Source organism: Amycolatopsis sp. NPDC089917 (genome assembly GCF_040684635.1).
In the GTDB taxonomy this organism is placed as follows: Bacteria; Actinomycetota; Actinomycetes; order Mycobacteriales; family Pseudonocardiaceae; genus Amycolatopsis.
On record NZ_JBFBGL010000060.1, the window covers coordinates 1 to 23,775 of the forward strand.

General features: G+C 70.0%; 16 protein-coding genes. 7 read left to right on the forward strand and 9 right to left on the reverse strand.

Annotated elements, in window-relative coordinates:
• Positions 1–91 precede the first annotated feature (91 nt).
• Positions 92–913 (reverse strand): peptidoglycan-binding domain-containing protein, encoded by an 822-nt coding sequence (locus tag AB0N89_RS32370; protein WP_364212486.1) that lies wholly within the window; start codon positions 911–913, stop codon positions 92–94.
• 229 nt (positions 914–1,142) lie between these two features.
• Between AB0N89_RS32370 and AB0N89_RS32375 the strand changes: the two genes are divergently transcribed.
• From AB0N89_RS32375 to AB0N89_RS32385, 3 genes are all read left to right on the forward strand, one after another.
• The gene (locus AB0N89_RS32375; RefSeq protein WP_364212489.1) at positions 1,143–1,937 is read left to right on the forward strand and encodes an NBR1-Ig-like domain-containing protein; all 795 of its coding nucleotides are present in this window, start codon (positions 1,143–1,145) and stop codon (positions 1,935–1,937) included.
• A 238-nt stretch (positions 1,938–2,175) separates the two neighbouring features.
• Positions 2,176–2,727, forward strand: a complete 552-nt coding sequence (locus AB0N89_RS32380; protein WP_364212585.1) for a YbhB/YbcL family Raf kinase inhibitor-like protein — start codon at positions 2,176–2,178, stop codon at positions 2,725–2,727.
• 83 nt (positions 2,728–2,810) lie between these two features.
• Positions 2,811–5,936 carry a BTAD domain-containing putative transcriptional regulator gene (locus AB0N89_RS32385; RefSeq protein ID WP_364212492.1) on the forward strand — a complete coding sequence of 1,042 codons (3,126 nt, stop codon included), beginning with the start codon at positions 2,811–2,813 and terminating at the stop codon, positions 5,934–5,936.
• Here the strand turns inward: AB0N89_RS32385 and AB0N89_RS32390 are convergent.
• Together AB0N89_RS32390 and AB0N89_RS32395 are read right to left on the reverse strand one after the other, a co-directional pair.
• The gene (locus AB0N89_RS32390; protein ID WP_364212588.1) at positions 5,920–6,642 is read right to left on the reverse strand and encodes an ABC transporter permease; all 723 of its coding nucleotides are present in this window, start codon (positions 6,640–6,642) and stop codon (positions 5,920–5,922) included. The two genes, AB0N89_RS32385 and AB0N89_RS32390, sit on opposite strands and share 17 nt — an antisense overlap.
• Positions 6,643–6,710: 68 nt before the next feature.
• Positions 6,711–7,646: an ATP-binding cassette domain-containing protein gene (locus AB0N89_RS32395; RefSeq protein ID WP_364212494.1), complete on the reverse strand. Its 936-nt coding sequence runs from the start codon at positions 7,644–7,646 to the stop codon at positions 6,711–6,713.
• 133 nt (positions 7,647–7,779) lie between these two features.
• Here AB0N89_RS32395 and AB0N89_RS32400 point away from each other — a divergent pair, with 133 nt between their 5' ends.
• The 3 genes from AB0N89_RS32400 to AB0N89_RS32410 all read left to right on the forward strand — a co-directional run bounded on the left by AB0N89_RS32400 (position 7,780) and on the right by AB0N89_RS32410 (position 16,615).
• On the forward strand, positions 7,780–8,991 hold the full coding sequence (locus tag AB0N89_RS32400) for a cytochrome P450 (protein WP_364212497.1): 1,212 nt from the start codon (positions 7,780–7,782) through the stop codon (positions 8,989–8,991).
• Positions 8,992–9,255: 264 nt separating this feature from the next.
• Positions 9,256–10,077: an acetylxylan esterase gene (locus AB0N89_RS32405; RefSeq protein ID WP_364212500.1), complete on the forward strand. Its 822-nt coding sequence runs from the start codon at positions 9,256–9,258 to the stop codon at positions 10,075–10,077.
• A 208-nt stretch (positions 10,078–10,285) separates the two neighbouring features.
• Positions 10,286–16,615 (forward strand): type I polyketide synthase, encoded by a 6,330-nt coding sequence (locus AB0N89_RS32410; protein WP_364212503.1) that lies wholly within the window; start codon positions 10,286–10,288, stop codon positions 16,613–16,615.
• Here the strand turns inward: AB0N89_RS32410 and AB0N89_RS32415 are convergent.
• The gene (locus AB0N89_RS32415; RefSeq protein WP_364212506.1) at positions 16,578–17,480 is read right to left on the reverse strand and encodes an EamA family transporter; all 903 of its coding nucleotides are present in this window, start codon (positions 17,478–17,480) and stop codon (positions 16,578–16,580) included. The two genes, AB0N89_RS32410 and AB0N89_RS32415, sit on opposite strands and share 38 nt — an antisense overlap.
• 94 nt (positions 17,481–17,574) lie before the next feature.
• Between AB0N89_RS32415 and AB0N89_RS32420 the strand changes: the two genes are divergently transcribed.
• Positions 17,575–18,081, forward strand: coding sequence for a MarR family transcriptional regulator (locus tag AB0N89_RS32420; protein WP_364212509.1), 507 nt, complete (start codon positions 17,575–17,577; stop codon positions 18,079–18,081).
• On the opposite strand, the gene AB0N89_RS32425 is transcribed toward AB0N89_RS32420, so the two are convergent.
• The 5 genes from AB0N89_RS32425 to AB0N89_RS32445 all read right to left on the reverse strand — a co-directional run bounded on the left by AB0N89_RS32425 (position 18,070) and on the right by AB0N89_RS32445 (position 23,678).
• Positions 18,070–18,444 carry a GntR family transcriptional regulator gene (locus tag AB0N89_RS32425; protein WP_364212512.1) on the reverse strand — a complete coding sequence of 125 codons (375 nt, stop codon included), beginning with the start codon at positions 18,442–18,444 and terminating at the stop codon, positions 18,070–18,072. The genes AB0N89_RS32420 and AB0N89_RS32425 overlap by 12 nt on opposite strands.
• Positions 18,444–19,169 (reverse strand): hypothetical protein, encoded by a 726-nt coding sequence (locus AB0N89_RS32430; protein ID WP_364212515.1) that lies wholly within the window; start codon positions 19,167–19,169, stop codon positions 18,444–18,446. Before AB0N89_RS32430 ends, AB0N89_RS32425 begins: the two co-directional genes overlap by 1 nt.
• Before the next feature lie 467 nt (positions 19,170–19,636).
• On the reverse strand, positions 19,637–20,335 hold the full coding sequence (locus AB0N89_RS32435) for a DUF4232 domain-containing protein (protein WP_364212518.1): 699 nt from the start codon (positions 20,333–20,335) through the stop codon (positions 19,637–19,639).
• Between the two features lie 160 nt (positions 20,336–20,495).
• Entirely contained in the window at positions 20,496–23,027 is a 2,532-nt protein-coding gene (locus AB0N89_RS32440) for a phosphocholine-specific phospholipase C (RefSeq protein ID WP_364212521.1), read from the reverse strand.
• Between the two features lie 237 nt (positions 23,028–23,264).
• Positions 23,265–23,678, reverse strand: a complete 414-nt coding sequence (locus AB0N89_RS32445) for a hypothetical protein (RefSeq protein WP_364212524.1) — start codon at positions 23,676–23,678, stop codon at positions 23,265–23,267.
• Positions 23,679–23,775 lie beyond the last annotated feature (97 nt).

Consider the following 23,775-nt stretch of genomic DNA (forward strand, 5'->3'; position numbering starts at 1 on the left):
CGCCCCGGTGGGCGGTTGAGGGGCATGGGCTACGGTATGCGGTCATTCATACACTTGAGGGTAGTGAAGGAGGCCTTCACGGACTTGGGAGTCAGCCGCGCTTGAACTCCTCCCAGGTCACCTTCTTCACCTGGGGACCGTCGTCCTTGGCGTGGTTCGCCAGGCCGTTGCGCCCCTTGAAGTAGTCACCGGCCTGGGCCTGCGCCTGCGGCGACATGTCGGTGTCGCTGATCGCGATGCCGTGGATGTGCTCGGCCCAGTCGCCCTGGCTCGGGGTGCGGTGCCACGCGGCGAACCCGACCTCACGCAGGGCCTTCACCGCGGCGGTCTTGTTCGAGATGTTGTTCACCGAGATGTCGACGGCGCCCCCGCCATCGTGCGTGCCGCCCGAGGCGCCGACGCCACCGGCGTTGTACGAGCCCTGGGTGACGGTGAACTTGACCCCGGCCTTCTTCTCGGCGGCCGCGATCATGTCGGCGGTGCGCTTGTTCACCGTCTTGCCGTCCAGGCTGGTCTTCGAGCCGACGCTGATCGGCGCGGTCACGGTGTAGCGACCCTTGCCCAGTTCGGTCAGCGAACCCTTGCCCGGCAGACCGGTGGCGGCCAGGCCGCTGTGGCCCAGCGACTTCTGGTACTTCTCGTAAGCCTTGACCGTCGAGGTGCCGAAGTGGCCGTCGACCTGCTTCTTGTCGAGCAGGTTCTTCGCCGCCAGAGCCTCCTCGACCACCTTGACGCTCGGACCGGATCCCGGAGTGATCGCCTGGTCGGCCTTGTACGGGTCCCACATGGCCGCCTTGATCACGGCCTCCATGTCGACCGTCGGCGCGGCCACCGCGGGCTGTCCCGCCGTCACCCCCATGAGCGCGGCTCCGGCCAGAGCGGTGAACGTCGCGGCGGTTGCCACCTTGCGCATGACTGCTCCTTCACTCGGTGCTGCTCCCTGTGAACAGCTTGTGACCGACACTGCCCTGGACGGCGGGCGTCCGGAAGCGCCTGTACGGAACGTCTGACGTCAAAAACCGCAGGTTGACAGCGTTTGACAGTGCCACGGCCAGGGCGATCCCGCTGGTCGGCACGGCGATCCGGACGAAGTTCGCGATATAGTCACCTGACCGCGCAGGGTGACGAAAATCGTTGTCACGTTGGACACGAACGCGAGGGGAAGCGTGCCGGGAGCGCAAGCGGGAGAACGAGCGCCGGAGCTCGACGCGTTCATGGACGAGCTGCGGAAGCTCCGGACGCGAGCCGGGGAGCCCTCCTTCAGGAAGATGGCCGCGAAGTCCGGCGCCGTGTCGCACGCGACCCTGCACCTCACCGTCACCGGCAGGCGGCTCCAGCCGTGGGAGACCGTCCGGGAGTTCGTCCGCGCCTGTGACGGCGACGAAGAGGAGTGGCACGCCCGATGGCAGGGCGTCCAGCTCGTGCTCTCCGCCGAGCGGGAACCGGAGCCCGCACCCGCCCGGTCGCGATGGCGGTCCAAGCGGGTCCTGGTACCGCTGGCCCTCGTCCTCGTGGCCGCGATCGCCGCCGTCGTGGTCGTCCTCCTGCCGGGTGGCGAAGACGCGTCCGAACCGCCGCATCCCGGCGATTCGAGCAAGTTCGTCGCCGACGTGACCATTCCCGACGAGACCGTGGTCAAACCGGGTACGCAGTTCGTGAAGGTGTGGGAGCTCAAGAACACCGGCACGGTGGACTGGAAGAAGCGGTACCTGCGCCGCACCGATCTCCCGGTCGCGCCCGGCGCCTGCCGCACCCCGGAGCGGATCCCGGTCAACGACACCGCGCCGCAGGGAAACGTGCAGGTGACCGTCACCGTGGGCACTCCGCCGACCGCCCCGGCCGACTGCAAGGTGTTCTGGAAGATGGTCGACGAACAGGACCGGGAAGTGTTCCCCGGGAACAGGCCGATCTACTTCTCCGTACTCGTGCGCCCCTGAATCACGCGTGTCGTCCCGCTGATCACGTGTGTCGTCCATCTGATCACGGCAGCGCCACCGGACGACACGCGTGATCAGACGGACGACACTCGTGTGTGAATGGACGACACGTCCGGCGAAAACACCTCGTTCGACCGGAAAAGTGCGCTAGCCCCCGCTTTCCCGGCTGCCTACGCTGAATTCCGCGCACGGAAATCACAAAATTCCTCGGGAGTCTCCAGTGAGAAAAACGAGAATCGTGTTCTGCGCCTTGGTCGCCCTCGGCGCCGCGTGCCTTTCCCCGACGGTCACAGCGGCTCCGAACGCGTTCACCCTGTCCAGTACCGCTTTCGCCAACGGCGGTCTCATTCCCCGAGTCCACGAGTGCACCAGCGGTGGCGGGAACGATCCGGCCAAGAAGAACGAGTCGCCGCCGCTGGCCTGGTCGGGTGCTCCCGCCGCGGCCAAGAGCTACGCCATCGTCATGCGCGACCTCGACAACAACAACCTCATCCACTGGGTCATCTACGACATCCCGGCGGCCACGGCCTCGCTCCCCCAGAACGTCCAGCACGTCTACCAGCCGCCCGTTCCCGCCGGCTCCCGCCAGGTCTACTACCGCGGGAGCGCGAGCCTCTACGGCTACCAGGGCCCGTGCTCGCCCTCGACCGTGAACACCTACGAGTTCGTCGTGCACGCCCTCAACCGGGCGTCGCTCACCACTCTGAACAACACTTCGTCGACGCAGACCGCCGCCAGGGCGATCGCCGCGGCCTCGATCGGCACGGCGAGGATGACCGGCGAATCGTAGCTCGGTGACACCGCCGGGATACGCAGAGCCAACCGGTGTCCGCGCCGGTGGGGCCGCTGATCACCCGTGGCAAAATCGGCCCAATGCAGATCGGGATGCTGGGTTCCTTCGAGGTTCGCACGGATGACGGCGTCCTCGCCGACGTCCCGGGCGCCCGGCTGCGCGGGCTGCTGATCGCCCTCGCGCTCGAACCGGGCCGAGTGGTCCCGAAGGCGACGCTCGTCGACTGGATCTGGGGCGAACAGCCGCCCGCCGACGCGACGAACGCGTTGCAACGCCTGGTTTCCCGGCTGCGGAAGGTGCTGCCGGAAGGGGTCGTCGAGGGACAGACCGACGGCTACCGGCTGAAGGTCGCGCCCGAGGACGTCGACGCCGTGCGGTTCGAGCGCCTCGTCGGCCAGGCCCGTGGCGACGAGGGGCCGAAACGGCTGCGCGAGGCCTTGGCCCTGTGGCGCGGCGCGGCCATGCAGGACGTCGGTCTCCAGGACAGCGACGCGTTCGACGCGGCGGTCACCCGGCTCGACGGGCTTCGCCTGACGGCGTTGGAGGACCGGTTCGACGCGGAGCTCGAACTCGGGCACGGCGCGAACCTGGTCACCGAGCTGACCGACTTGGCGGCCGCGCATCCGCTGCGGGAGCGGCTCGTCGCCGCGCTGATGCGGGCCCTCGCGGCGACCGGGCGCGACACCGAAGCGCTGCTCGTGTACCAGCGCACGCGGGAAGCCCTGGCCGACGCGCTGGGCGTCGACCCTTCGCCGGAGCTGTCCGCGGTGCACGTCGCGCTGCTGCGCGGCGAACTGGGACGGCGGGAGGAGAACCGCAAGACCAACGTGCGCGCCGAGCTGACCAGTTTCGTCGGCAAGGACGCCGACGTCGCCAAGGTCCGCGACCTCGTCGCCGAGCACCGGCTCACCACCCTGATCGGCCCCGGCGGTTCGGGAAAGACCAGGCTGGCCACGGAAACCGCGCGCACCCTGCTCGGCGACCTGCCGGACGGCGCGTGGCTGGTGGAGCTCGCCGCCATCGGCCCGGACGGCGACGTCGCCCAAGCGACACTCGCCGCGCTCGGACTGCGGGACGCGCTGCTCGGGGACTCGCCGAACGCCGAACCCGCCGACCGGATCATCGCCGCGATCCGCGACCGCGAAGTCCTGCTGATCCTCGACAACTGCGAGCACGTCATCGAGACGGCCGCGGCCTTCGCCCACCGGGTCCTCGGGGAATGCCGGCGGCTGCGGATCCTGGCGACGAGCCGGGAACCGCTCGGCATCACCGGCGAGGCGTTGTGGCAGGTCGTCCCGCTGGCCTTGCCGGGCGAGCACGCCGCTGCCGGCGAGATCGAATCCTCCCCCGCCGTCCGGTTGCTGCGCGACCGGGCTAGCGCGGTGCGCAAGGATTTCGTGGCCGACGAGGCGACGCTGGCCACGATGGCTCGCGTGTGCCGGGTGCTGGACGGGATGCCGCTGGCGATCGAACTCGCCGCGGCCAGGTTGCGCACCATGTCCATCGACCAGCTCGCGAACCGGCTCGACGACCGGTTCCGCCTGCTGACCGGCGGCAGCCGGACCGCGTTGCCGCGGCACCGGACGTTGCGCGCCATGGTCGACTGGAGCTGGGAACTGCTCAGCGACGCCGAGCGGACGGTCCTGTGCCGCCTCTCGGTGTTCTCGGGCGGGGCGAGCCTGGAGGCGGCCGAGCACGTCTGCGTGAGCGAAGCCGTCGAACAGTACGAGGTGCTCGAACTGCTCACCGCGCTGACCGAGAAGTCGCTGCTGGTCGCCGCGGGCGACGAGGCGCCGCGCTACCGGATGCTCGGCACCATCAAGGAATACGCCGAACTCCGGCTCGCCGAGGCGGGCGAATCGGCGCTGGCCCGCGACGCGCATCTGGCCTATTTCACCGAGCTCGCCGAGGCCGCGGAACCGATGCTCCGCCAGGCCGAGCAACTGGCATGGCTCGCGAAGCTCAACGCCGACCACGACAACATCACTTCCGCGATGCGCGGCGCGCTCGCGGCGGCCGAGGCACCGGCGGCGATGCGGCTCGCGGCGGCCTGCGGCTGGTACTGGTGGCTCAGCGGGCACCGCACGGAAGGCATGGAGCTGGTCAAGGCGGCCGTCGAGACGCCGGGCGAAGTGCCCGACAACGTCGCGGCCATCGTGTACGGCCTCGTCTCGCTCTTCGTGAGCTCCGGCTTCGCCGACGAGAACACCGCGGCGGAGTGGATCCACGAGTCGTACCGGCTCAGCCGGAAGACCGACGACAACCACCCGCTGCTCGGGCTCGTCGTCGCGCTGGAGCGGATGCTGACCGGATCGGAGGCGCTGTCCGCGTGGGAACCGGTGCTGGAGGACGAAAACGCGTGGGTCCGCGCGCTCGCCCGGCTGCACCTGGGCAAGATGCGGATCACGCTCGGCCATCCCGGCCGGGAGGCGGACGAGTACCTCGGACAGGCGCTCACCGAGTTCCGCGCCCTCGGCGAACGGTTCGGGATCTCGTTCGCCCTGACCGAATTGGCGGACCGGATCGCCACGCGCGGCGAGTTCGCGACCGCGTGCGAGTACTACGAACAGGCGATCACGGTGGTGACCGAGGTCGGTTCCGTCGAGGACCTCATCCGGCTCCGCTCGCGGCAGGCGCAGCTGTACTGGCTGATGGGTGACGAGGAGGCCAGCGCCGCCGCCGCGGCCGACGCGCAGCGGTGCGCCGAACAGGTCACGTGGCCGGGCGCGCTGGGCATGCTGGCCCTCGCCCGCGCGGAACTCGCGCACTGGCGTGGTGAGGCCGGGGAAGCCGCGCGGGAGCTCGACATCGCGATGAGCGTGATGGGCGACGAAGCGGAACTGGGTCACGTCCGCGCCATCGCCCACGACCTGCTGGGCTATTTCACGGACGACCTCGAAAAATCCCGGGAACACCGGGAAGCGGCCTGGCAGGCGGCGGCCGAGGTGCGGCACGTGCCGCTGATCGCCCACATGCTCGTCGGGGTCGCGGACTTCGCGCTGCGCAAAGACGACCCGGAGCAGGCCGGGCGGCTGCTCGGTGCCGCCGACGAGCTGCGCGGGCTGCCGGACCGGTCGCGTCCGGACGTGACGAGGATCGAGGAGACAGTGCTGCGCCGCCTCGGCGAAACGAAGTTCGCGGAGACGGCGCGAGAGGGCACCACTGCGGAGTGGAAACAACTCGTCGAGGTCACGCTCGCTTCTTGAACGTCGAGGACGCCCACAGGTAGCCGACCAGCGCGATCCCGGCGCACCAGCCGAGGGCGGGGAACACGTCGCTCGCGGCAGGCGCCCCGTCGAGGAGCCCGCGCAGGGTCTCGATGATCGGGGTGAAGGGCTGGTACTCCGCGAATTCCCGGAGGCCGGGGCCCATCTTCTCGGCAGGCACGATCGCGCTGCTGAAGAACGGCAGCATGACCAGCGGCACGGAGGCCATACCCGCGGTTTCCGGGGACTTCGCCGCCAGGCCCAGTGCGATGGTGAGCCAGCCCGCCGCGAACCCGAGCAGCACGACGATCCCGACGACACCGAGCCAGTCGAGGAAACCCGCCGACGGCGAGAAACCCAGCAGGAAGGCCACCCCGGTGAGCGCCGCGATGGCGATCAGGTTGGTCAGCAGGCTGGCGACGACGTGCCCGGTGAGCACCGCGCCGCGGGAGACGTCCATGACCTTGAAGCGGTTGATGATGCCCTTCGTCATGTCGGAGTTCACCGCGGTCGCGGTGGCCCCGAGGCCGTAGCAGACGGCGAGCAGCATCAGGCCCGGCGTCGCGTAGTCGATGTAGTCGACGCCGACGCTGAACGCGTCCCCGAAGACGTAAACGAACATCAGCATCATCACGATCGGCATCAGGATCGCGTTGAACACCGACGTCGGATTGCGGGTCAGGTGCTTGAAGTTACGGCGCAGCATCACCAGTGAAGGGGACTTGGCGCGCGCGGCCGAGGTGGTCGTGTTCTGCGTGGTCATGGTTCGAGTGGTCATTTCGCTGCCTCCGTGTCGTGGCCCGTCAGGGCGAGGAAAACGTCGTCGAGATCAGGGGTTCGGACGGAAAACTCTTCGGCGCCGAGCGCGTGCTCGTCGAGCCGGTCCAGCAGCGCCCGCAGGGATTTCGTCCCGCCGTCGCTGGGGACCCGCAGGGCCAGCGCCTCGTCGTCCCGGGTGGCGCCGGGGAAGATCCCGGCCGCCGTGTCGAGTTCGGCGACGGTGGTGAAGCGGAGCCGGACGTGCGTGCCGGGCATCCGGCGCTTGAGTTCGCCGGGGGTGCCGGTGGCGACCAGGTGCCCCTGGTCGAGGACCGCGATCCGGTCGGCGAGCTGGTCGGCCTCTTCGAGGTACTGGGTGGTGAGGAAGATGGTCACGCCGCCCGCCACGAGCTCGCGGATGATGGACCACATCGTGCGACGGCTGCGCGGGTCCAGCCCGGTGGTCGGCTCGTCGAGGAAGATGATCCGAGGATCGCCGACGAGCGTCATCGCCAGGTCCAGCTTCCGGCGCATGCCGCCGGAGTAGGTCGACGCCGGCTTCTTCGCCGATTCCACCAGGTCGAAGCGCTCCAGCAGGTCGTCCACGACCCGCTTGCCGCCGGGGGCTCGCCGGTTCAGGTCCACCATCAGCTGGAGGTTCTCCTGGCCGGTCAGCAGTTCGTCCACCGCCGCGAACTGGCCGGTGACCCCGATCGCCGCGCGGACCGCCTTGGCCTCGGCGAAAAGGTCGTGGCCGGCGACCTTGGCCGTGCCGCCGTCGGCCTTCATCAGGGTGGTCAGCAGGTTCACCGTCGTCGTCTTGCCCGCCCCGTTCGGGCCGAGCAGGGAGAAAATGGTGCCTGCGGGGACATCGAGGTCGATGCCGTCGAGCACGACCTTGTCGCCGAAGGTCTTTCGCAGTCCGGAGACCGCAATCGCTGTGTCGTTCATGGTGGCCACTTTGGGCGGCCGGACTGACACGCCCCCGCCACGGCGCTGACACGCGTGGTGTCAGCGCCGTGTCAGCCGCGTGTCAGGTCCCGCGAGGAGAGTGGTCGGCACAACCACCACGAAAGGCGACCCGATGACTGAGACGGTTCCCGTACCGCAGGGCCTCCCGACGCAGCGCGACGCGGGTCCCTTCGCCCCGCCGAGCGAGATCACCCGGCTGCGCGAGGCCCGTCCGGTGAGTCCGATGGTCTTCCCGGACGGGCACGAGGGCTGGCTGGTCACCGGTTACGACGAGGTCCGGCAGATGATGGCCGACACCCGGTTCAGCTCGCGCCAGGACATCGGCATCCTCCACATGCCGTACGAGACGCCGGGGATGCCCGCCCCGACCGAACCGTCCCCGCCGATGCCGGGCATGTTCGTCGCGATGGACCCGCCGGACCACGGCAGGCTGCGCAAGCGTCTCACCGGCGCTTTCACGGTGAAGAGGATGAAGCAGCTCGAAGAGCACATCGTCGAGATCACCGAACAGCACCTGGACGCGATGGCGAAGCTGGTCCCGCCGGTGGACCTGGTCAAGGAGTACGCGCTGCCGGTGCCGTCGCTGGTGATCTGCGAGCTGCTCGGCGTCCCCTACGAGGACCGCGAGAACTTCCAGGCCAACTCCGCCCAGCTGATGATCAGGGACCAGACGCTGGAAGAGAAGATGGCCGCGTTCATCGGGATGAACACCTTCCTCACCGAACTGGTCGTCCGCAAACGCGAGACGCCCGGCGACGACATCCTGTCCGACCTGGGCCGCTACGACGACCTGACCATCGAGGAGCTGGCGGGCGCCGCGTTCCTGCTGCTGCTCGCCGGGCACGAGACGACGGCGAACATGCTGGCGCTGGGCACTTTCGCGTTGCTGGAGCACCCCGAGCAGCTGGCCGAACTGCGTGCCGACGCGGAACTGCTGCCCGGCGCCGTCGAGGAACTCCTTCGCTACCTGTCCGTCGGTGACATCTTTTTCCGCTACGCCACGGAAGACCTGGAGCTCGGCGGCGAGACGATCCGCGAGGGCTCGACGGTCATCGTGTCCCTGCTGGCCGCCAACCGCGACCCGCGACGCTTCGAGAACCCCGACGCCCTGGACATCCACCGCAACGCCCGCGGCCTCCTGTCCTTCGGTCACGGCGTCCACCAGTGTCTCGGGCAGCAGTTGTCGCGGATCGAAATGCGCGCGGGTTTCGAGGGCCTGCTGCGGCGTTTCCCGACTCTGGCGCTCGCCGTTCCCGCGGACGAGGTGAAGCTCAAGACCGACATGAACATCTACGGCGTGCACGAGTTGCCGGTCACCTGGTGAACGCTCGTGAGTGGTGAGGACGCGGTTATCGAGACCTCGGTTGTCCGTGAAGGCCTCCTTGAGGGACTCTGGGTCCCTCAAGGAGGCCTTCACGGACTTGGCACCCGAAAGAAAAACTTTGATTAAGTACCCCTATTCTCACCCTTGTCACCTTTCACAACCCCGCCGCCGCACTTTCTGGAAAACCTCCAGCGCCACTTCGCTCTCCGCTTGGAATGATCACGGGATCACCCCTCGACACCTTTCGGAGACACCATGCGTTCCTTGAGCCGCAGGACACTGCTGGCCGCGGCGGCCCTCACCGTGACAGCGGCGCTGGTCCCGCAGACCGCCCTCGCCGCCCCCGCGACCAGTCCGCGCGTTTACGAGAAAACGGGACCGCACAAGGCGGTCAAGGCGCCCGGCGGAGCAGCGCACACCCTCTACTTCCCCGCGGACATCGCGTCCGACGCCACCGAACATCCGGTCCTGATCTGGGGCAACGGCACCGGCGCCACCGTCGACCAGTACGAACTCCTGTTCACCCACCTCGCGAGCTGGGGTTACGTCGTCGCGGCCGCGAACACCGGCCAATCGGGCTCCGGTGCGGAGATGCTGGCGGGCGCCCGTTATCTGATCGCGGAGAACTCTCGCGAAGGCAGCGTGTTCCGGGGTCGCGTCGCCACCGGGAAGATCGCCGCCGCCGGTCACTCACAAGGCGGAGGCGGCGCGATCGCGGCCGGCGCCGACCCGCTCGTCAAGACCACGCTGCCGATCATGCCCGGCCCGCAGGGGAACGTGAACAAGCTGCACGGTCCTGCCTTCTTCGTGTCCGGACAAGCGGACACGGTCGTGCCCGCCTTCTACGTCCACGGCCGTTTCCTTGCCTGCGACCAGGTTCCCGCCGTGTACGGCCAGCTCAAGGGCGCCACCCATTTCCTCCAGGGTGAGACCCGCTACCGTCTCGTCGGCGCGATCACCGCGTGGCTGCAGTACCATCTGGCCGGCGACCAGAACGCCAAGAGTGTCTTCTACGGCACCGGTTCCGGTCTCGACCAGGACAAGGACGGCTGGTCCGCGAGCGAGCGGAACAAGAAGGCCGGCTGACCGGGCGATGGCCCTCCCCCGGCCAAGTCGGGGAGGGCCACCCCGTGGTCGCCGCCACTCCGGCAGTGTGATCGTTCCCCGGAAATCCCAGTCTGGAATGCGCGATCCGTCTCCGGACAGTGCACGATCGGGCAGGAAAAGACTTCGCTGCGTTCGCGGCCGCGTCCGTTCGTACCAGTGTGGAGCAACGCGGTTATACCTTCGTGTAATGACCGAGATTCGCGGCGGCCTGCTGCGGCCGTTGGTGGCTTTGGTGCGGGAACTGCCGGGCGACCGGCCTGCTTTCACCGACGAGCGCCGGACCCTGACCTTCGGGGAATTGCTGGAGTCGAGCGGCAGGCTGGCCACGGGGCTCGGAATCGCGCGCGGCGACCGCGTCCTGCTTCATCTCGGCGCCCGCGTCGAGTTCCCCGAGTACTGCCTCGCGGTCCTGCGCGCGGGCGGGGTCGGGGTTCCGGCGAGCGCCCGGTCGACGGCGGCCGAGCTGACGCGGATCGCGGACGACTCCGGCGCCGTCCTGCTGATCACCGAGGCCCGCCACGCGGAAGTGGTGCGCGAACTCCAGGCCGAGCTCCCGCGGTTGCGGGTGGTGTTCGTCGAGGACGAGCCGCTGCCACCGCGGGGTGAACCGCGCGACGACCTGGGCCTCGACGAGCCGGCCTGGCTGCTCTACACCTCCGGCACGACCGGCCGCCCCAAAGGCGTCTTGACCACGCAGCGCGCGATTCTCTGGTCGTCGGCCGCCTGCTACGGCCCGCTGTACGGGATCTCCGGCACCGACACCCTGCTGTGGCCGCTTCCGCTGCACCACGCGTACGCGTTGTCGCTGGCTTTCGCCGGGACGATCGCGCTGGGCACGCACACGAGGATCGTCGGCCACGACCTGCGGGGAGCGCTCACGGCGCATCCGGGCGGCGTCCTCGCCGGTGTCCCGGCGACCTTCCTGAACCTGCGCCAGGAGGTGCGCGGCGAGCTCCCCGCGCCACGGCTTTGCCTCTCCGGCGGCGCGCCCTGCACGCCGTCGGCACGCGCCGCGGTCCGGGAACTGTTCGGCCTCCCCGTCCTCGACGGCTACGGCAGCACGGAGACCGGCGGCAAGATCGCCGTCCAGGTCGCCGGGGACGAAGGCCTGGTTCCGGTGCCGGGTATGGAGATCCGGATCGTCGACGGGCAGATCGAGGTGCGGGGTCCCGGGGTGGCGCCGAACCTGGAGGTCGTGGACGGCTGGTACCGGACCGGCGACATGGGCGCCCTCGCCGGCGGACGGCTCACGCTCGACGGGCGGGCCGACGACGTCATCGTGTGCGGCGGCCAGAACGTGCACCCGACGGAGATCGAAGCGGTCATCTCCGAACTCCCGGCGGTGCGGGACGTCCTCGTGACGGGAAGACCCGACGAGGTCCTCGGCGCGGTACCCGTGGCGTTCCTCGTCTCCGACGAGCCGGACCTCGACGAAGTCCGCCGCCTGTGCCACCGTCGGCTCTCCCCCCACAAGGTTCCGGTGGCCTATCACCTGGCCGGGCGGCTCCCCCGGACGCCGTCGGGCAAAGCGCTGCGGAGAGAGTTGCGGATTCCCCGCCCGGACGACGTGGAAGCGCTGGTGCGCGAGGCGATCACCGAACTGTGCGAGGAGACCCCCGGGGAACGCTGGCGCGACCGGCCGTTCGCCGAACTCGGCCTGACGTCGCTGGGCGGGGTGCATCTGCGGCACCGGCTGGCCGAGGCGACCGGCCGCGAACTCCCCCAGTCGCTCGTCTACGACTTCCCGACTCCGGCGGCGGTCATCGGCGAACTGGAGCGGCTGCTGTCCGGGCACCGCGGTCCGGCCACGACGAGAACCGCGCCCGCCCGCGTCGACGACCCGATCGCCATCGTCGCGACGGCGTGCCGGTTCCCCGGCGGGGTGACCTCGCCCGAGGAGCTGTGGAACCTGGTGGCCGGCGGAGTCGACGCCACCGGGGACTTCCCGGCCGACCGGGGCTGGGACCTGTTCGTGCGGTACGACCCGGACCCCGCTCGGATCGGCGGCTCCACCACCCGCCGCGGCGGGTTCGTCCACGACGCCGCGGATTTCGACCCCGCCCTGTTCGGCATGTCGCCGCGCGAGGCACTGTCGACCGACCCTCAGCAGCGGCTGCTGCTGGAGACGTCGTGGGAGCTGTTCGAACGCGCCGGTCTCGACACCGCGACGCTGCGGGGCAGCGACACCGGCGTGTTCGTCGGGGTGATGAACGAGGACTACGCCGGCCGCCTGCAAGGGCATCAGCTGGAAGGACGGCTGGGCATCGGGTCCTCGCACGCGCTCGCGTCCGGCAGGATCTCCTACACCTTCGGCCTCACCGGCCCGGCGGTCACCGTCGACACCGCGTGCTCGTCCTCGCTGGTGGCCCTGCACTGGGCCGTGCGCGCGCTGCGGGCCGGTGAGTGCTCGCTCGCCGTGGCCGGTGGCTCCACGGTGATGTCGTCACCGCGCACCTTCCTCGAATTCAGCCGTCAGCGCGGCCTTTCCCCGGACGGCCGGTGCCGCTCCTACGCGGCGGGCGCGAACGGCACGGCCTGGGCCGAAGGCGCGGGCGTCGTGCTGCTGGAGCGGCTGTCCGACGCCCGCCGGAACGGGCATCCGGTGCTGGCGCTGGTGAGCGGTTCGGCCGTCAACTCCGACGGGGCGTCGAACGGGATCACGGCGCCGAACGGACGCGCGCAGCGGGCGGTGATCCGATCCGCGCTGGCCGACGCCGGGCTGTCCGCGCCGGACGTCGACGCCGTGGAGGGGCACGGAACCGCCACCCCGCTCGGCGATCCGATCGAGGCGGAGGCGCTGATCGCCGCGTACGGCGCGGGGCGTGACCGCCCGTTGTGGCTCGGGTCCGTGAAGTCCAACATCGGGCACACCCAGGCCGCGGCGGGTGTGGCCGGGGTGATCAAGATGGTGGAAGCGCTGCGGCACGGGCAGTTGCCGCCGTCGCTGCACGCCGGCGATCCGAGCCCCCGTGTCGACTGGTCCGCGGGCGACGTCGCCCTGCTCGCCGAAGCCCAGGACTGGCCTGCCGGACCGAAACCCCGCCATGCCGGGATTTCCGCGTTCGGGATCGGCGGCACCAACGCGCACGTGCTCGTCTCGGAAGCGCCTCCACAGCCCGACGCCGGACGCAAGACGTCGCTGACGGCGCCGTGGCTGCTGAGCGCCGCGAGCGACGACGCGCTGCGGGCGGCCGCTTCCCGGTTGCTGGCGACGGCGGGCGGCCGGGACGAGGACGACGTCGCGTTCACCCTCACCACCCGCACTCCGCTGGAGCATCGCGCGATGGTGTCGTCCGGTGACCTGGGCGCCCTGCGCGCTCTCGCCACGGGCGAACGCCGCGGCCGGATCGCGCGCGGACCGGCGGCCACGGCGTTCCTGTTCAGCGGGCAGGGCGCGCAGCGTGCGGGCATGGGCAAAGAGCTTTCGGCCACTTTCCCGGTGTTCCGCGCGGCCTTCGACGCCGCTTGCGAGGCCGTCGGCGGTCAGGTCCGGGACGTCGCTTTCGGCGGCGGCGAACTGCTGGACCGGACCGATCACGCGCAGGCCGCCTTGTTCGCCTTCGAGGTCGCGCTGTACCGGCTCCTCGAATCCTGGGGCGTCCGGCCCGGTGCGGTCGCCGGGCACTCGATCGGGGAAATCGCCGCCGCGCACGTCGCCGGGGTCCTCTCCCTCGAAGACGCCGGCGCCTTGGTGTCCGCGCGGGGCCGCCTGATGGCCGCTTTGCCGCCCGGAGGCGTCATGGTCGCGGTCCGGGCGGCCGAAAGCGAGGTCGCGCCGCTGGTCGGGGAATTCGCCGACCAGGTGGCGATCGCCGCCGTCAACGGCCCCCGATCCCTCGTCCTGTCCGGATCCGAGAGCGTGACCGAAGCCGTCGCGGCCCAGTGGCCGGGTTCCACGCGGCTGCGCGTCAGCCACGCGTTCCATTCGCCGCTGATCGACCCGATGCTCGCCGAGTTCCGCGAGGTCGCCGCCCGGCTTCCCCATCACAGTCCGGAAATCACGCTGGTCTCCGGGCTGGCCGGCCGCGCGATCACCGACCTCGGCCCCGAGTACTGGGTCCGGCAGGCCAGGGACACGGTCCGGTTCGCCGACGCGCTGGACGCCGTGGCCGCCGAGGGAACCGGCATCTGCCTGGAGATCGGCCCGTCGGCCGTGCTGAGCCGCGCCGCGGGAGCGGTACTCCCCACGGTGTCCACTATGGACACCAGTCGGGCGGTGCTCGAAGCGGCGGGAGAAGTGCACACCGCCGGAGTCCCCGTGTCGTGGCCCTCGGTGTTCGCCGGAAGCGGCGCCCGGAGGGTCTCGCTGCCGACCTATCCCTTCCAGCGCGAGCGTTTCTGGCTCGATCCGCAGCCGCGCCGGAGCCCGGCCGAGGCCGGGCACGCGATGCTCGGCCCGGCGCTGGTCGCCCCCGACTCGCCCCGGATCGTGCACGGCGGATCGGCGGGCGTGCGCACGCACGGATGGCTCGCCGACCACGTCGTCAGCGGCACGACGCTGTTCCCGGCGACCGCTTTCGTCGAACTGGCCTTGCACGCGGGCGGAACCGGGCTGGCCGAGCTGACGATCGAGGCGCCGCTGCGGCTCGGCCGGACCGAGGACGTCGCGCTCCAGGTGGTCGTGAACGAATCCCGGGTCGACATCTACGCCCAGGATTCCGGCGCCTGGATCCGTCACGCGACGGGGCGCCTGGGGCCGTACGACGTCTTCGCGCAGCCGTGGAAGGGCGAGTGGCCGCCTCCCGCGACCGCACCGGTCGACCTGGAGCGGGCCTACTCGGCCCTCGACTACGGTCCCGCGTTCCGCGCGGTGACGGGTTTGTGGCAGGACGGTGACGAACTGTTCGCCGACGTCGCCCTTCCCGAAGGAGTCGACGGCACCTTCGAACTGCATCCCGTGCTGCTGGACGCCGCCGTGCACACCTTGGCGCTGGCCGGGCCACCGGACGCCGAGGTGCGGGTGCCGTTCCTCTGGACCGGTGTCCACGTGTTCGCCGCGGCTTCGCGCCGGGCACGAGTCCACTGTGTACGGTCAGGTCCCGGCGAGGTCCGCGTCGAGCTCTTCGACTCCGACGGAATGCCCCTCGCGGTGGTGGAATCGCTGCTCACCCGGCCACTGCCCGCCGGGAGCACGATGCTCTACCGCCCGCGGTGGGTCCGCGTACCGGCCGCGAGCGCGGCCGACGTCCGGATCATCGACGCGCGCGGCGAAGACGTCCGTATCGTGCTCACCGCGTTGCAGGACACGCTCCCGCGCGGAGAACGCACCGTCGTCGTCACCGGTGACGACTCCGATCCGGCGGCGGCAGCCGTCTTCGGGCTCGGTACCGCGGCTTCGGCCGAATACCGCGGCCTGGTCACCGTCGTCTCCTCCGATCTGCCGGTGGAACAGGTACGCGAACTCGTCGGCGGCAACCCGGAACCGCAGCTTTCGATCCGGGACGGCGTGCCGCACGCGCTGCGGATCGCCCGGACCGCGCCCGCGTCCGCCCGGCCGATGGATCCGGCGGGGACCGTGCTGATCACCGGTGGCACCGGCGGACTGGGCGCGGCGCTGGCCCGGCACCTCGTGTCCGCGCACGGGGTCCGCCACCTGCTGCTGGTCAGCCGGCGCGGCCCGGACGCGCCCGGCGCGGAGGAACTCCGGCAACTGCCCGCCGACGTGCGGATCGTCGGCGGCGACATCGCCGATCCCGCTTTCGTCCGGCACCTGGTCGACGCCTGCGATCCGCCGCTCACCGCCGTGGTGCACTCGGCCGCCGTCGTCGCCGATTCCGCGTTCACCGCGCAGACGCCCGCCGGATTCGACACCGTCTTCCGCCCCAAGGCCGACGCCGCCAGGGTCCTGCACGAGGCCACGCGGCATCTCCCGCTGTCGGCGTTCGTGCTCTTTTCCTCCCTGGCGGGCATTTTCGGGAATGCCGGACAGGCGAACTACGCGGCCGCCAACCGCGTTCTCGACGCGCTGGCGGTCCGGCGACGGGCCGAGGGCCTCCCCGCGACGTCGATCGCCTGGGGCCTGTGGGATCTGGAAGCCGGGCTCGGCGCGCAGATCCCCGACGCGGCGCGGCATCGCATCGAGACCTCCGGGGTGGTGGCGCTGACGCCGGAGCAGGGAATGGCCCTGTTCGACGCCGCGCTCGGACATGCCGAGCCGGTCCTGATCGCCGCCCGGCTCGACCCGACCGCCGCCGGCCTTCCCCCGATCGCCGACGGCCTCGGTCGCCCCGCGCCGAGACCGGCACCGCCCGCACCGGACCGGCACTGGCCGGACGATCCCTCCGAACAGGAGCTGCGGGACCTGCTCCGCGTCGAACTCGCCGAAGTCCTCGGCCACCAGGACCCCGGCACGATCCCCGAGGACAAACCGTTCACCGATCTCGGGCTCGACTCGCTGGCCGTCATCGACCTGCGCACCCGGCTCCGGGAACTGACCGGGGTGGAGGTCCCCGCCCGCGTCCTGTTCGACCATCCGACCGTCATCGAGCTCGCCGGGCACCTGCGAGCGTCTGACTGAGGGTCAAGGCGGTGAGGGCGACGGCGAATCCGGTCAGCTGCCAGCCGGTGAGGGTCTGGCCGAGCACCAGGAAACCCGCGGCGGTGGCGACCAACGGGTTGGTCAGCGTCAGCAGGGAGACCGACGTCGGGGCGAGCCGTTCGATGCCGCGGAACCAGAGCGGGTAGGCCAGCGCGGTGGTGACGACGCCGATGTAGCCGTAGCCGATCAGGTTCGCCGTCGTCAGCGAGCCGGGGAGGCCTTCGAAGAGGAGCGTCGCCGGGGCGAGGACGAGCCCGCCGAGGGTCAGCTGCCAGCCGGTCATCGCCAGCGGATGGCCGGGGCGGCCCCATTTCTTGGTGAGGATCAGGGAAACGGCCATGAGCGCGACGGCGGTGAGCATCGCGGCCAGGCCGAGCGGGTCGAGCCGGGCCTCAGCCGAAAGGGTCAGCAGGGCGACACCACCGGCGCCGACGATCGCGGCGAGCAGGATCGGCGCCGGGGTCCGGACCCGCAGCATCGGCAGCGCGAGCAACGCCACCAGCAGGGGTTGCAGCGCGCCGAGGGTCGCGGCGACACCGCCGGGAAGGTGGTACGCGGCGTAGAAGATCAACGGCAGGAAGGCGCCGAAGTTGAGCATCCCGAGCACCGTCGTCTTCCACCACCAGGACCCGCGCGGGAGCCTCCGGGTCAGGGCCAGCAGGAGCAGCCCGGCCGGGAGTGCCCGCAGCGCGGCGGCCAGGAGCGGCCGGTCCGGTGGCAGCAAGGTCGCGGTGACGACGTAGACGGTGCCCCAGCTGGCGGGCGCCAGTGCGGCGAGCCCGGCGTCACGAAGCGACGGTTTCGCGGGCTCTGCCTGGACAGGCCGTTCGGCGATGATCGCCATGATGTCTCCTCACTGATAATCTCAACGTTGAGATAACACCAGCGGGTTCTGTCAATGTCAAGTCTCTTAATGTTGAGACAATTGGAGGTGTGCCGTGGCCGACGCGGTGGACGCGGTGATCGGGCTCTGGCGGCGCGAGCGGCCGGATCTCGAAGACAAGCTCTGGCCCGCCGAGGTGATCGGGCGCGTCCAGCGGCTCTCCCGGATCCTCGACCGGAAGCTCAAGGAGTTCAACGCCGAGCACGACCTGGAGTCGTGGGAGTTCGACGTGCTCACCACGCTCCGCCGATCCGGGGAAGCGGGCGGCCTGACGCCGGGCGCGCTGCTCAAGGCCGCGATGGTCACCTCGGGGGCGATCACGAACCGCATCGACCGCATGGAGGCCAAGGACCTGGTCGAGCGGGTGCGTGACAGCGACGACCGCCGTTCGGTCAAGATCCGGCTGACCGACAAGGGACGGCAGGTCGTGGACGAGGTTTTCGTGCTCCACCTGGAGAACGAAGCCAGCCTCCTGCCCGAGCTCAAGCCCGGGCAGTGGACCGAACTGATCGGCGGCCTGCGACTGCTGCTCGAACACTTCGGTGACACGTCATTGGAGTGACTCCAGCGCGGCGGCAGCGGCGGTCAGCGCCTCACCCTGGTCGGCGCCGAGTTCCCGCGCGGCGCGGGCGTATTCGTCCGCCGCGGCCCGCAACAAGGCGGTCTTCCCCGGACGGTCGGCGGCTTCGGCGACGACCGTACCCCTGGCGCGGGCGGTGTGCACCCAGCCGTTCTCTTCCAGCTCACGGTAGGCCCGCGCCACCGTGCCCGAAGCCAGCGCCAGATCCCTGGCGAGCTGCCGGATGGACGGCAGCCGGGTGCCCGGCGCCAGCTCGCCGGTGGTGATCAGATGGACGATCCGGTCCCGGACCTGCCGCCACGGCGCGATCCCGAGATCCGTGTCGACGACGACCTTCAGCGGCATCAAGCGGTTTCGGGGCGCGATCGGCCCTCGGCACGCGACCGGTGGGCGAGGTTGAACCAGCCGGCGAACCCGGCGAGGACCAGGAGCCCGGACACCGGATTCATCACTTCCGGGATCGACAGCGTCACCGTGGCGGCCAGCCCCAGCCCGGCGGCGACCCGGGCGCTCCGGACCCGCAACGCGGCGTCGGCCACACTGTCCCCTGTGGACGGTCGGCGGACGGCGAGCAGGATGACCAGCCACGTCACCGCCGAGATACCCGCGGCGACCCCGAGCTGCGCCCACCAGTGATTGACCGCGATCCACACCGCCACGGCCACGGCGACCACCGCGTAGGTAACCAGACCCCAGACGGGAATGAGCCCGCTTACGCCACGCCGCTCCAGCGTCGCCTCGCGGCGGACGCCTTTCCGGGGCCGCTGCGCCAGCACCTCGGCGATCAGCGCGCCGGCGAGCAGGGTACCCAGGATGGACGACATGCTGTCGCCGCGCACCCCGGCGGACCCGGCCACCAGCGGCAACCCGAGGTAGAGCCACGGATACCAGAACCGGCGGCGGCGCAGATACCGCACGGCCTCGTCGACGTCGGACGTCGAAGGATCCTCGACACCCCACCGCCGCAGCACCTTGGCGCCCTGCTTTTCGCCAGGCCACAGCACGATCAAGATCACGAGACCGAACAAGCCCATGAACAGGGCGACGGCCAGAATGTTGTCGAACGGCACGATCAGCCTCCCAGTCTTGTATCAAGTACACGATACAAGACTGGCTGCGATGCCGCGCGATGAGCGTGTCGTCCGTCTGATCACGCGAGTTCGCCGCCTGATCACGCGAGTTCCGTTCCTGATCACGCGAGTCACACCTTTCGGCCCGGTAAGCAGGGGTCGTGAGTGGCGATTCGGGTTCTCTTGAGGGACATGGCAAAGGTGTCGTGTTCGGGCGAGATGGGCGATCACGCGTGATCAGGCGGCGATCTCGCGTGATCAGAGACGGAACTCGCGTGATCTCTTTCCCGTGGCTGTCCGGCGCAGCCTGACCGGCAGGGTTGCGGGTAACGACTGTGTGGATATGGGAACGATGAACGTCCCCATATCCACACACCCCTCACCCCGAGCAACACCCGCCCACCGGACACCTTCGCCTTACCCCTCAACAAAAGGGCCACGCACGACCACCGGTACCGCCGCCCCGATCAGGCAGGGTCGGCAAGGATCCCGTTGATGTAGGTCCCCGGGTGCGTGGCCGCGTCCTGCCGCAGCACCGGAAGGTCCGACGGCCAGTTCGCGGTGAGCGCCTCGGTCTGCCCCGGCGGGATGGTCGTCACCCGCGTCGGCGTCCACGTGGACTCACCCGCCGCGGGCTTCAGGACGGTGATGGTCGCGGTCGCGGTCGAACCGGCCGGAACGTCGTTGTACTTGACGCCGTTGTCGACCCTGGTCAGGTGGTAGACCGGGCCGTTCGGGTCGGCGGGCCCGTTCAGGTCGGCGCCCGGCACGCCGTACAGCGAGCACGTCCGGGACGACTTGTTCTTGTAGGTCAGCGGCACGTCGAGCTGCGTCGGCGAGTTCGGCGACGGCTTGGGTGTGCCGAGGGTGAGCGACAGATCCGCTGTGGCGCAACGGGGATTGTTGCCCGACCCGGCGGGCTTCCCGGTGGCGGGCTGCTTCGCCGCCCCCGTTTCCTTACCTTGCGGCGCGGGAGTGCCGGTGGCCGCGGAGGTGGCGGTGGGCGCTGCGGACGTCTCGACCCCGCCGCCCGCCGCCGCGGAGGACTGCGGCGCGGCCGACGGGGTACCGGAGTCGTTGCAGGCGACGACGGCGAGCACACCGGCGCAGGCGGCGATCACCTTGGCGACCGTCGAGGCGTTCGTTCGAATGGATCGGTGGCTCATCATCTTCTCCCCGGTCGGTCCCGCACTCTGTGGATCATTCACCAAGCAGGATGCCCAGCGGGGCCGGAAAGATGCGTCACGATGACGCTGCTCTCACAAAAGCAACCTCGGCGGCCGTCACGCATCTTTCCCGTTAGGACAGTGGACTCTGCCCGTTCGGTCACGGCCAGCCGAGCGGGGTCACCTCCGCCGCCGACGTCCACGGCCCGCGCCCGCCCGCCTCGGTGAGCGCGCGGAACCGCACATAACGGGCCCGGGTCGGCCAGAACCGGAACGTCTTCCGGGCGGCGTCATCAGGGAAAGTACCCGCCGCGACGGGACTCCCCCAAGCCGAGCCGTCGGCGCTCAAGTAGACCTCGTAGCCACCGACGCGGCCATGATCGGAACCGTCCTGGCGCGGCAGGTAGTCCAGCCCGGTGACCGTGCGCGCGGCGCCCAGGTCGAGCTGGAGTTCGTGGGGCAGCGGGTCCTCCCCGCCGGACCACTTGGTGTGCCAGTGGGTGGCGGGGTTGCCGTCGACGGCGTTCGTCGCGGCGCCGGATTCGCCCGAGGTCTCCTGGCTGTCGGCCGAGCGGACGGTGGCGGCGAGCGACCCGGAGCCCATGACCGGGTCGCTGATGGTCTCGGCGCCTGTCTCGACGTGCCCCGCGAAGCGGCGAAGGAAGCCGTCCGGCCCCTGAACGGTCAGGTCGTACCAGCCACCCATGCCGCCTTCGGTGCTGAACCAGTCCTCGACCGTCGCGCCCGAAGCGACCGTGTACGTCCACGGCCCGCCGCCGCGGTTGCCCGTGCGCACTGTCAGCTCGCAAGCCGCGCCCGCGTTGGTCATCTTCAGGTACACGACACCGGATCCCGGCCGCAGCACGACTTCCGGATTCGGCTTGCCCCCGGTGGTCGCGGTGATCCGATTGCCCGCGAACCGCCGCAGGAAACCGTTGGGGCCGTGCGTGGTGAGGTCGTACGCCCCGTCCGGGGTACCGGCCTGCCAGTAGTCCGAGAGCGTGGCGCCGGCGCCGACGGTGTAGCGCCACGGCCCGTCGGTCCGGTGCGCGTTGGCGTAGACGTAGAAGTGCGCGCCGGCGGATCCGGTGTTGCCGAAGTCGACCCAGAACCGCTCCGCCGTCACCCGTCCCGACGCGGTCACCTGATAGGGCAACGGGCGCGCCGTCCGGACCCCGGTCTCCGGCACCGGCGGCTTCTGTACGGAAGGCGGTTGCGGTTCGGTGTTCCACGGCCCGCTCGTCGGCATCGGTTTGGTCAGCGCCGGATAGGTGGCGCCCGGTGCCGTGGTGTCCAGCGCCGACGTCAGATCGCCGCAGACGGTGCGCCGCCACGGCGAGATGTTCGGTTCGGCGACGCCGCTCCACCGTTCCAGGAATCGCAGCACGGAAGTGTGGTCGAAGACCTCCGAACACACCTTGCCGCCCCGGCTCCACGGCGAGATGACGAACATCGGTACCCGCACGCCCAGACCGATCGGCTCGCCGGAGACGAATTCGTCGGTCGTGGCGACGGAACTCTTGCCTTCGTCGTCGGAAACGGGCGGCGCCGGCGGCGGCATGTGGTCGAAGAATCCGCCGTCCTCGTCGTAGGTCAGCAGGAACAGCGTCTTGTTCCAGACCTCGGGCTTCGAGGCGATCGTGTCGAGGATCGACTTGACCAGATCGGCGCCGGTGTTGGGCCCCCAAGCGGGATGCTCGGTCTGCGATTCCGGTGCGACGATCCAGGACACCGCCGGGAGCTTGCCCGTGTCGACGTCGGATTTGAAGGCGCTCAGCAACTGCTTCGGCGCGACCCGGGCCAGGCCTCGGTCGTACAAAGCGCGCTCGGTCGCGGTCAACGTCGCCACGCCCGCCGCCAGCCCGTCGAGCAGCCGGGTGCGTTCGGCGGCCGACGCCGAATCCAAGGCGTAGTAGAAGTACTCCAGCTTCGGGAAGGCCTTGCCCGCGGAATCCTTCACCTTCGACAGCGCCTTGGTCCCGACCGCGAGGAAACTGCTGAAATAGTCCAGCGAATTGTCGCCGTAATTGTCCCATTCCTGATAGACCCGCCAGCTGCGGCCCGCGGTCTGGAGACGTTCGGCGTAGGTCTTCCAGGTGTAGCCGGTGTGGCCAGGGTTCTGCCAGGCGGCGTTGCCGATGGCGCGGGTCTTGCCGTCCGGTTCGAAGCCGAGTTTGCCGGTGAACAGGTACATCCGGTTCGGGTTGGTGGGTCCCATCTCCGAGCAGTGGTAGGCGTCGCAGACGGTGAAGGCGTCGGCCAGTTCGTGATAGAAGCGCAGGGCCGAACGCGTGTGATAGGTCAGCGAGCGGACACCCTTGGCCGCGCGCCACGCGTCGTGACGGCCCTTGTTCCACGCCCGGTGCCCGCCGGACCAGCTGTGGTCGACGTCGGCCATGAACTGGTCGTCGATCGCGTAGGGCAGCAGAGTGCCCGCGCCGTCGGGCTGCTGGAAGACCGACGCGCCCGAAGGCAGCTTGATCGCGGCGGGATCAGTGAAACCGCGTACGCCGCGCAGTGTCCCGAGATAGTGGTCGAACGACCGGTTCTCCTGCATGAAGACCACGACGTGCTCGATGACGTCGAGTCCGCCCGTCGGCGCTTCGGCGGCGAGCGCCTGCCGGACGCTCTCCGGGAGCAAGGTGAAGGCGGTGGCCGCGCCAGCGGCCTTCAGCAGGGTACGACGGCGCACGGAGCCCTCCAGAAATTGCATTGAACCCGCTCGAATGTGATCGAAACTGCACCTTTGATGCGATCTGCGAGCAGATCGAAACATAGGTGCCTGCGTGGTTCAAGGGTTCCACCGCCGAGCTGCATGATCGGAGCAGCAGGTCGCGACTTTCGGATGGTCACGCGCTCGAAGCCGAGGTGGGGGACGCCCCCCTTGAGCGTCCCCCACCCGGTTCACCCGGCCCGGACCGGCCGGACGTCATTCACTTTCCGGTTCGGACCTCCCGGACAAGACCGCCAGCGACAGCACCATGACGACCGGCCAGATCACGACCGTCATCGAGGCTCCCCCGAGCGTGATCGCCGTGACCGAAACCGCCGTGGCGATCAGCCCGCCGACGGGCGACACGTAACAAAGCCCCAACGGTCCCAGGAAGAGCACCCACACCAACGCCGTCTTCACCGACTTGGCGGGCGGGCGGGGAACCGGGTACCGGCCCGACCCGAGGACCTCGTGGTCGTCGCTCTGGTACCACCCGCCGGACATCAGCGGCGGATGCGGCGCGAAGGAGGCCGGTCTTCGCCCGAACGCCTTGGGCGTGCGGAAATCCTCCTCGGCCGGCGCGTGGCGGTAATCCTTCGGCCGTCGCATGACACTTTCGGCACTGCGCATGACACCCTCCCCCGTCGCCGGCCCGAGGCCTGGTGAAGTGACCTCTTGCCTGGCACAATTACCGGTTGCGGTTCGAAACTTTCCGGGTCGTTCTGCC

Coding starts and splice junctions, on each gene's coding strand:
- AB0N89_RS32410 (WP_364212503.1), top strand. CDS start 10,286: ATGACCGAGATTCGCGGCGGCCTGCTGCGGCCGTTGGTGGCTTTGGTG.
- AB0N89_RS32385 (WP_364212492.1), top strand. CDS start 2,811: ATGCAGATCGGGATGCTGGGTTCCTTCGAGGTTCGCACGGATGACGGC.
- AB0N89_RS32370 (WP_364212486.1), bottom strand. CDS start 913: ATGCGCAAGGTGGCAACCGCCGCGACGTTCACCGCTCTGGCCGGAGCC.
- AB0N89_RS32435 (WP_364212518.1), bottom strand. CDS start 20,335: ATGAGCCACCGATCCATTCGAACGAACGCCTCGACGGTCGCCAAGGTG.
- AB0N89_RS32400 (WP_364212497.1), top strand. CDS start 7,780: ATGACTGAGACGGTTCCCGTACCGCAGGGCCTCCCGACGCAGCGCGAC.
- AB0N89_RS32415 (WP_364212506.1), bottom strand. CDS start 17,480: ATGGCGATCATCGCCGAACGGCCTGTCCAGGCAGAGCCCGCGAAACCG.
- AB0N89_RS32395 (WP_364212494.1), bottom strand. CDS start 7,646: ATGAACGACACAGCGATTGCGGTCTCCGGACTGCGAAAGACCTTCGGC.
- AB0N89_RS32425 (WP_364212512.1), bottom strand. CDS start 18,444: ATGCCGCTGAAGGTCGTCGTCGACACGGATCTCGGGATCGCGCCGTGG.
- AB0N89_RS32445 (WP_364212524.1), bottom strand. CDS start 23,678: ATGCGCAGTGCCGAAAGTGTCATGCGACGGCCGAAGGATTACCGCCAC.
- AB0N89_RS32390 (WP_364212588.1), bottom strand. CDS start 6,642: ATGCTGCGCCGTAACTTCAAGCACCTGACCCGCAATCCGACGTCGGTG.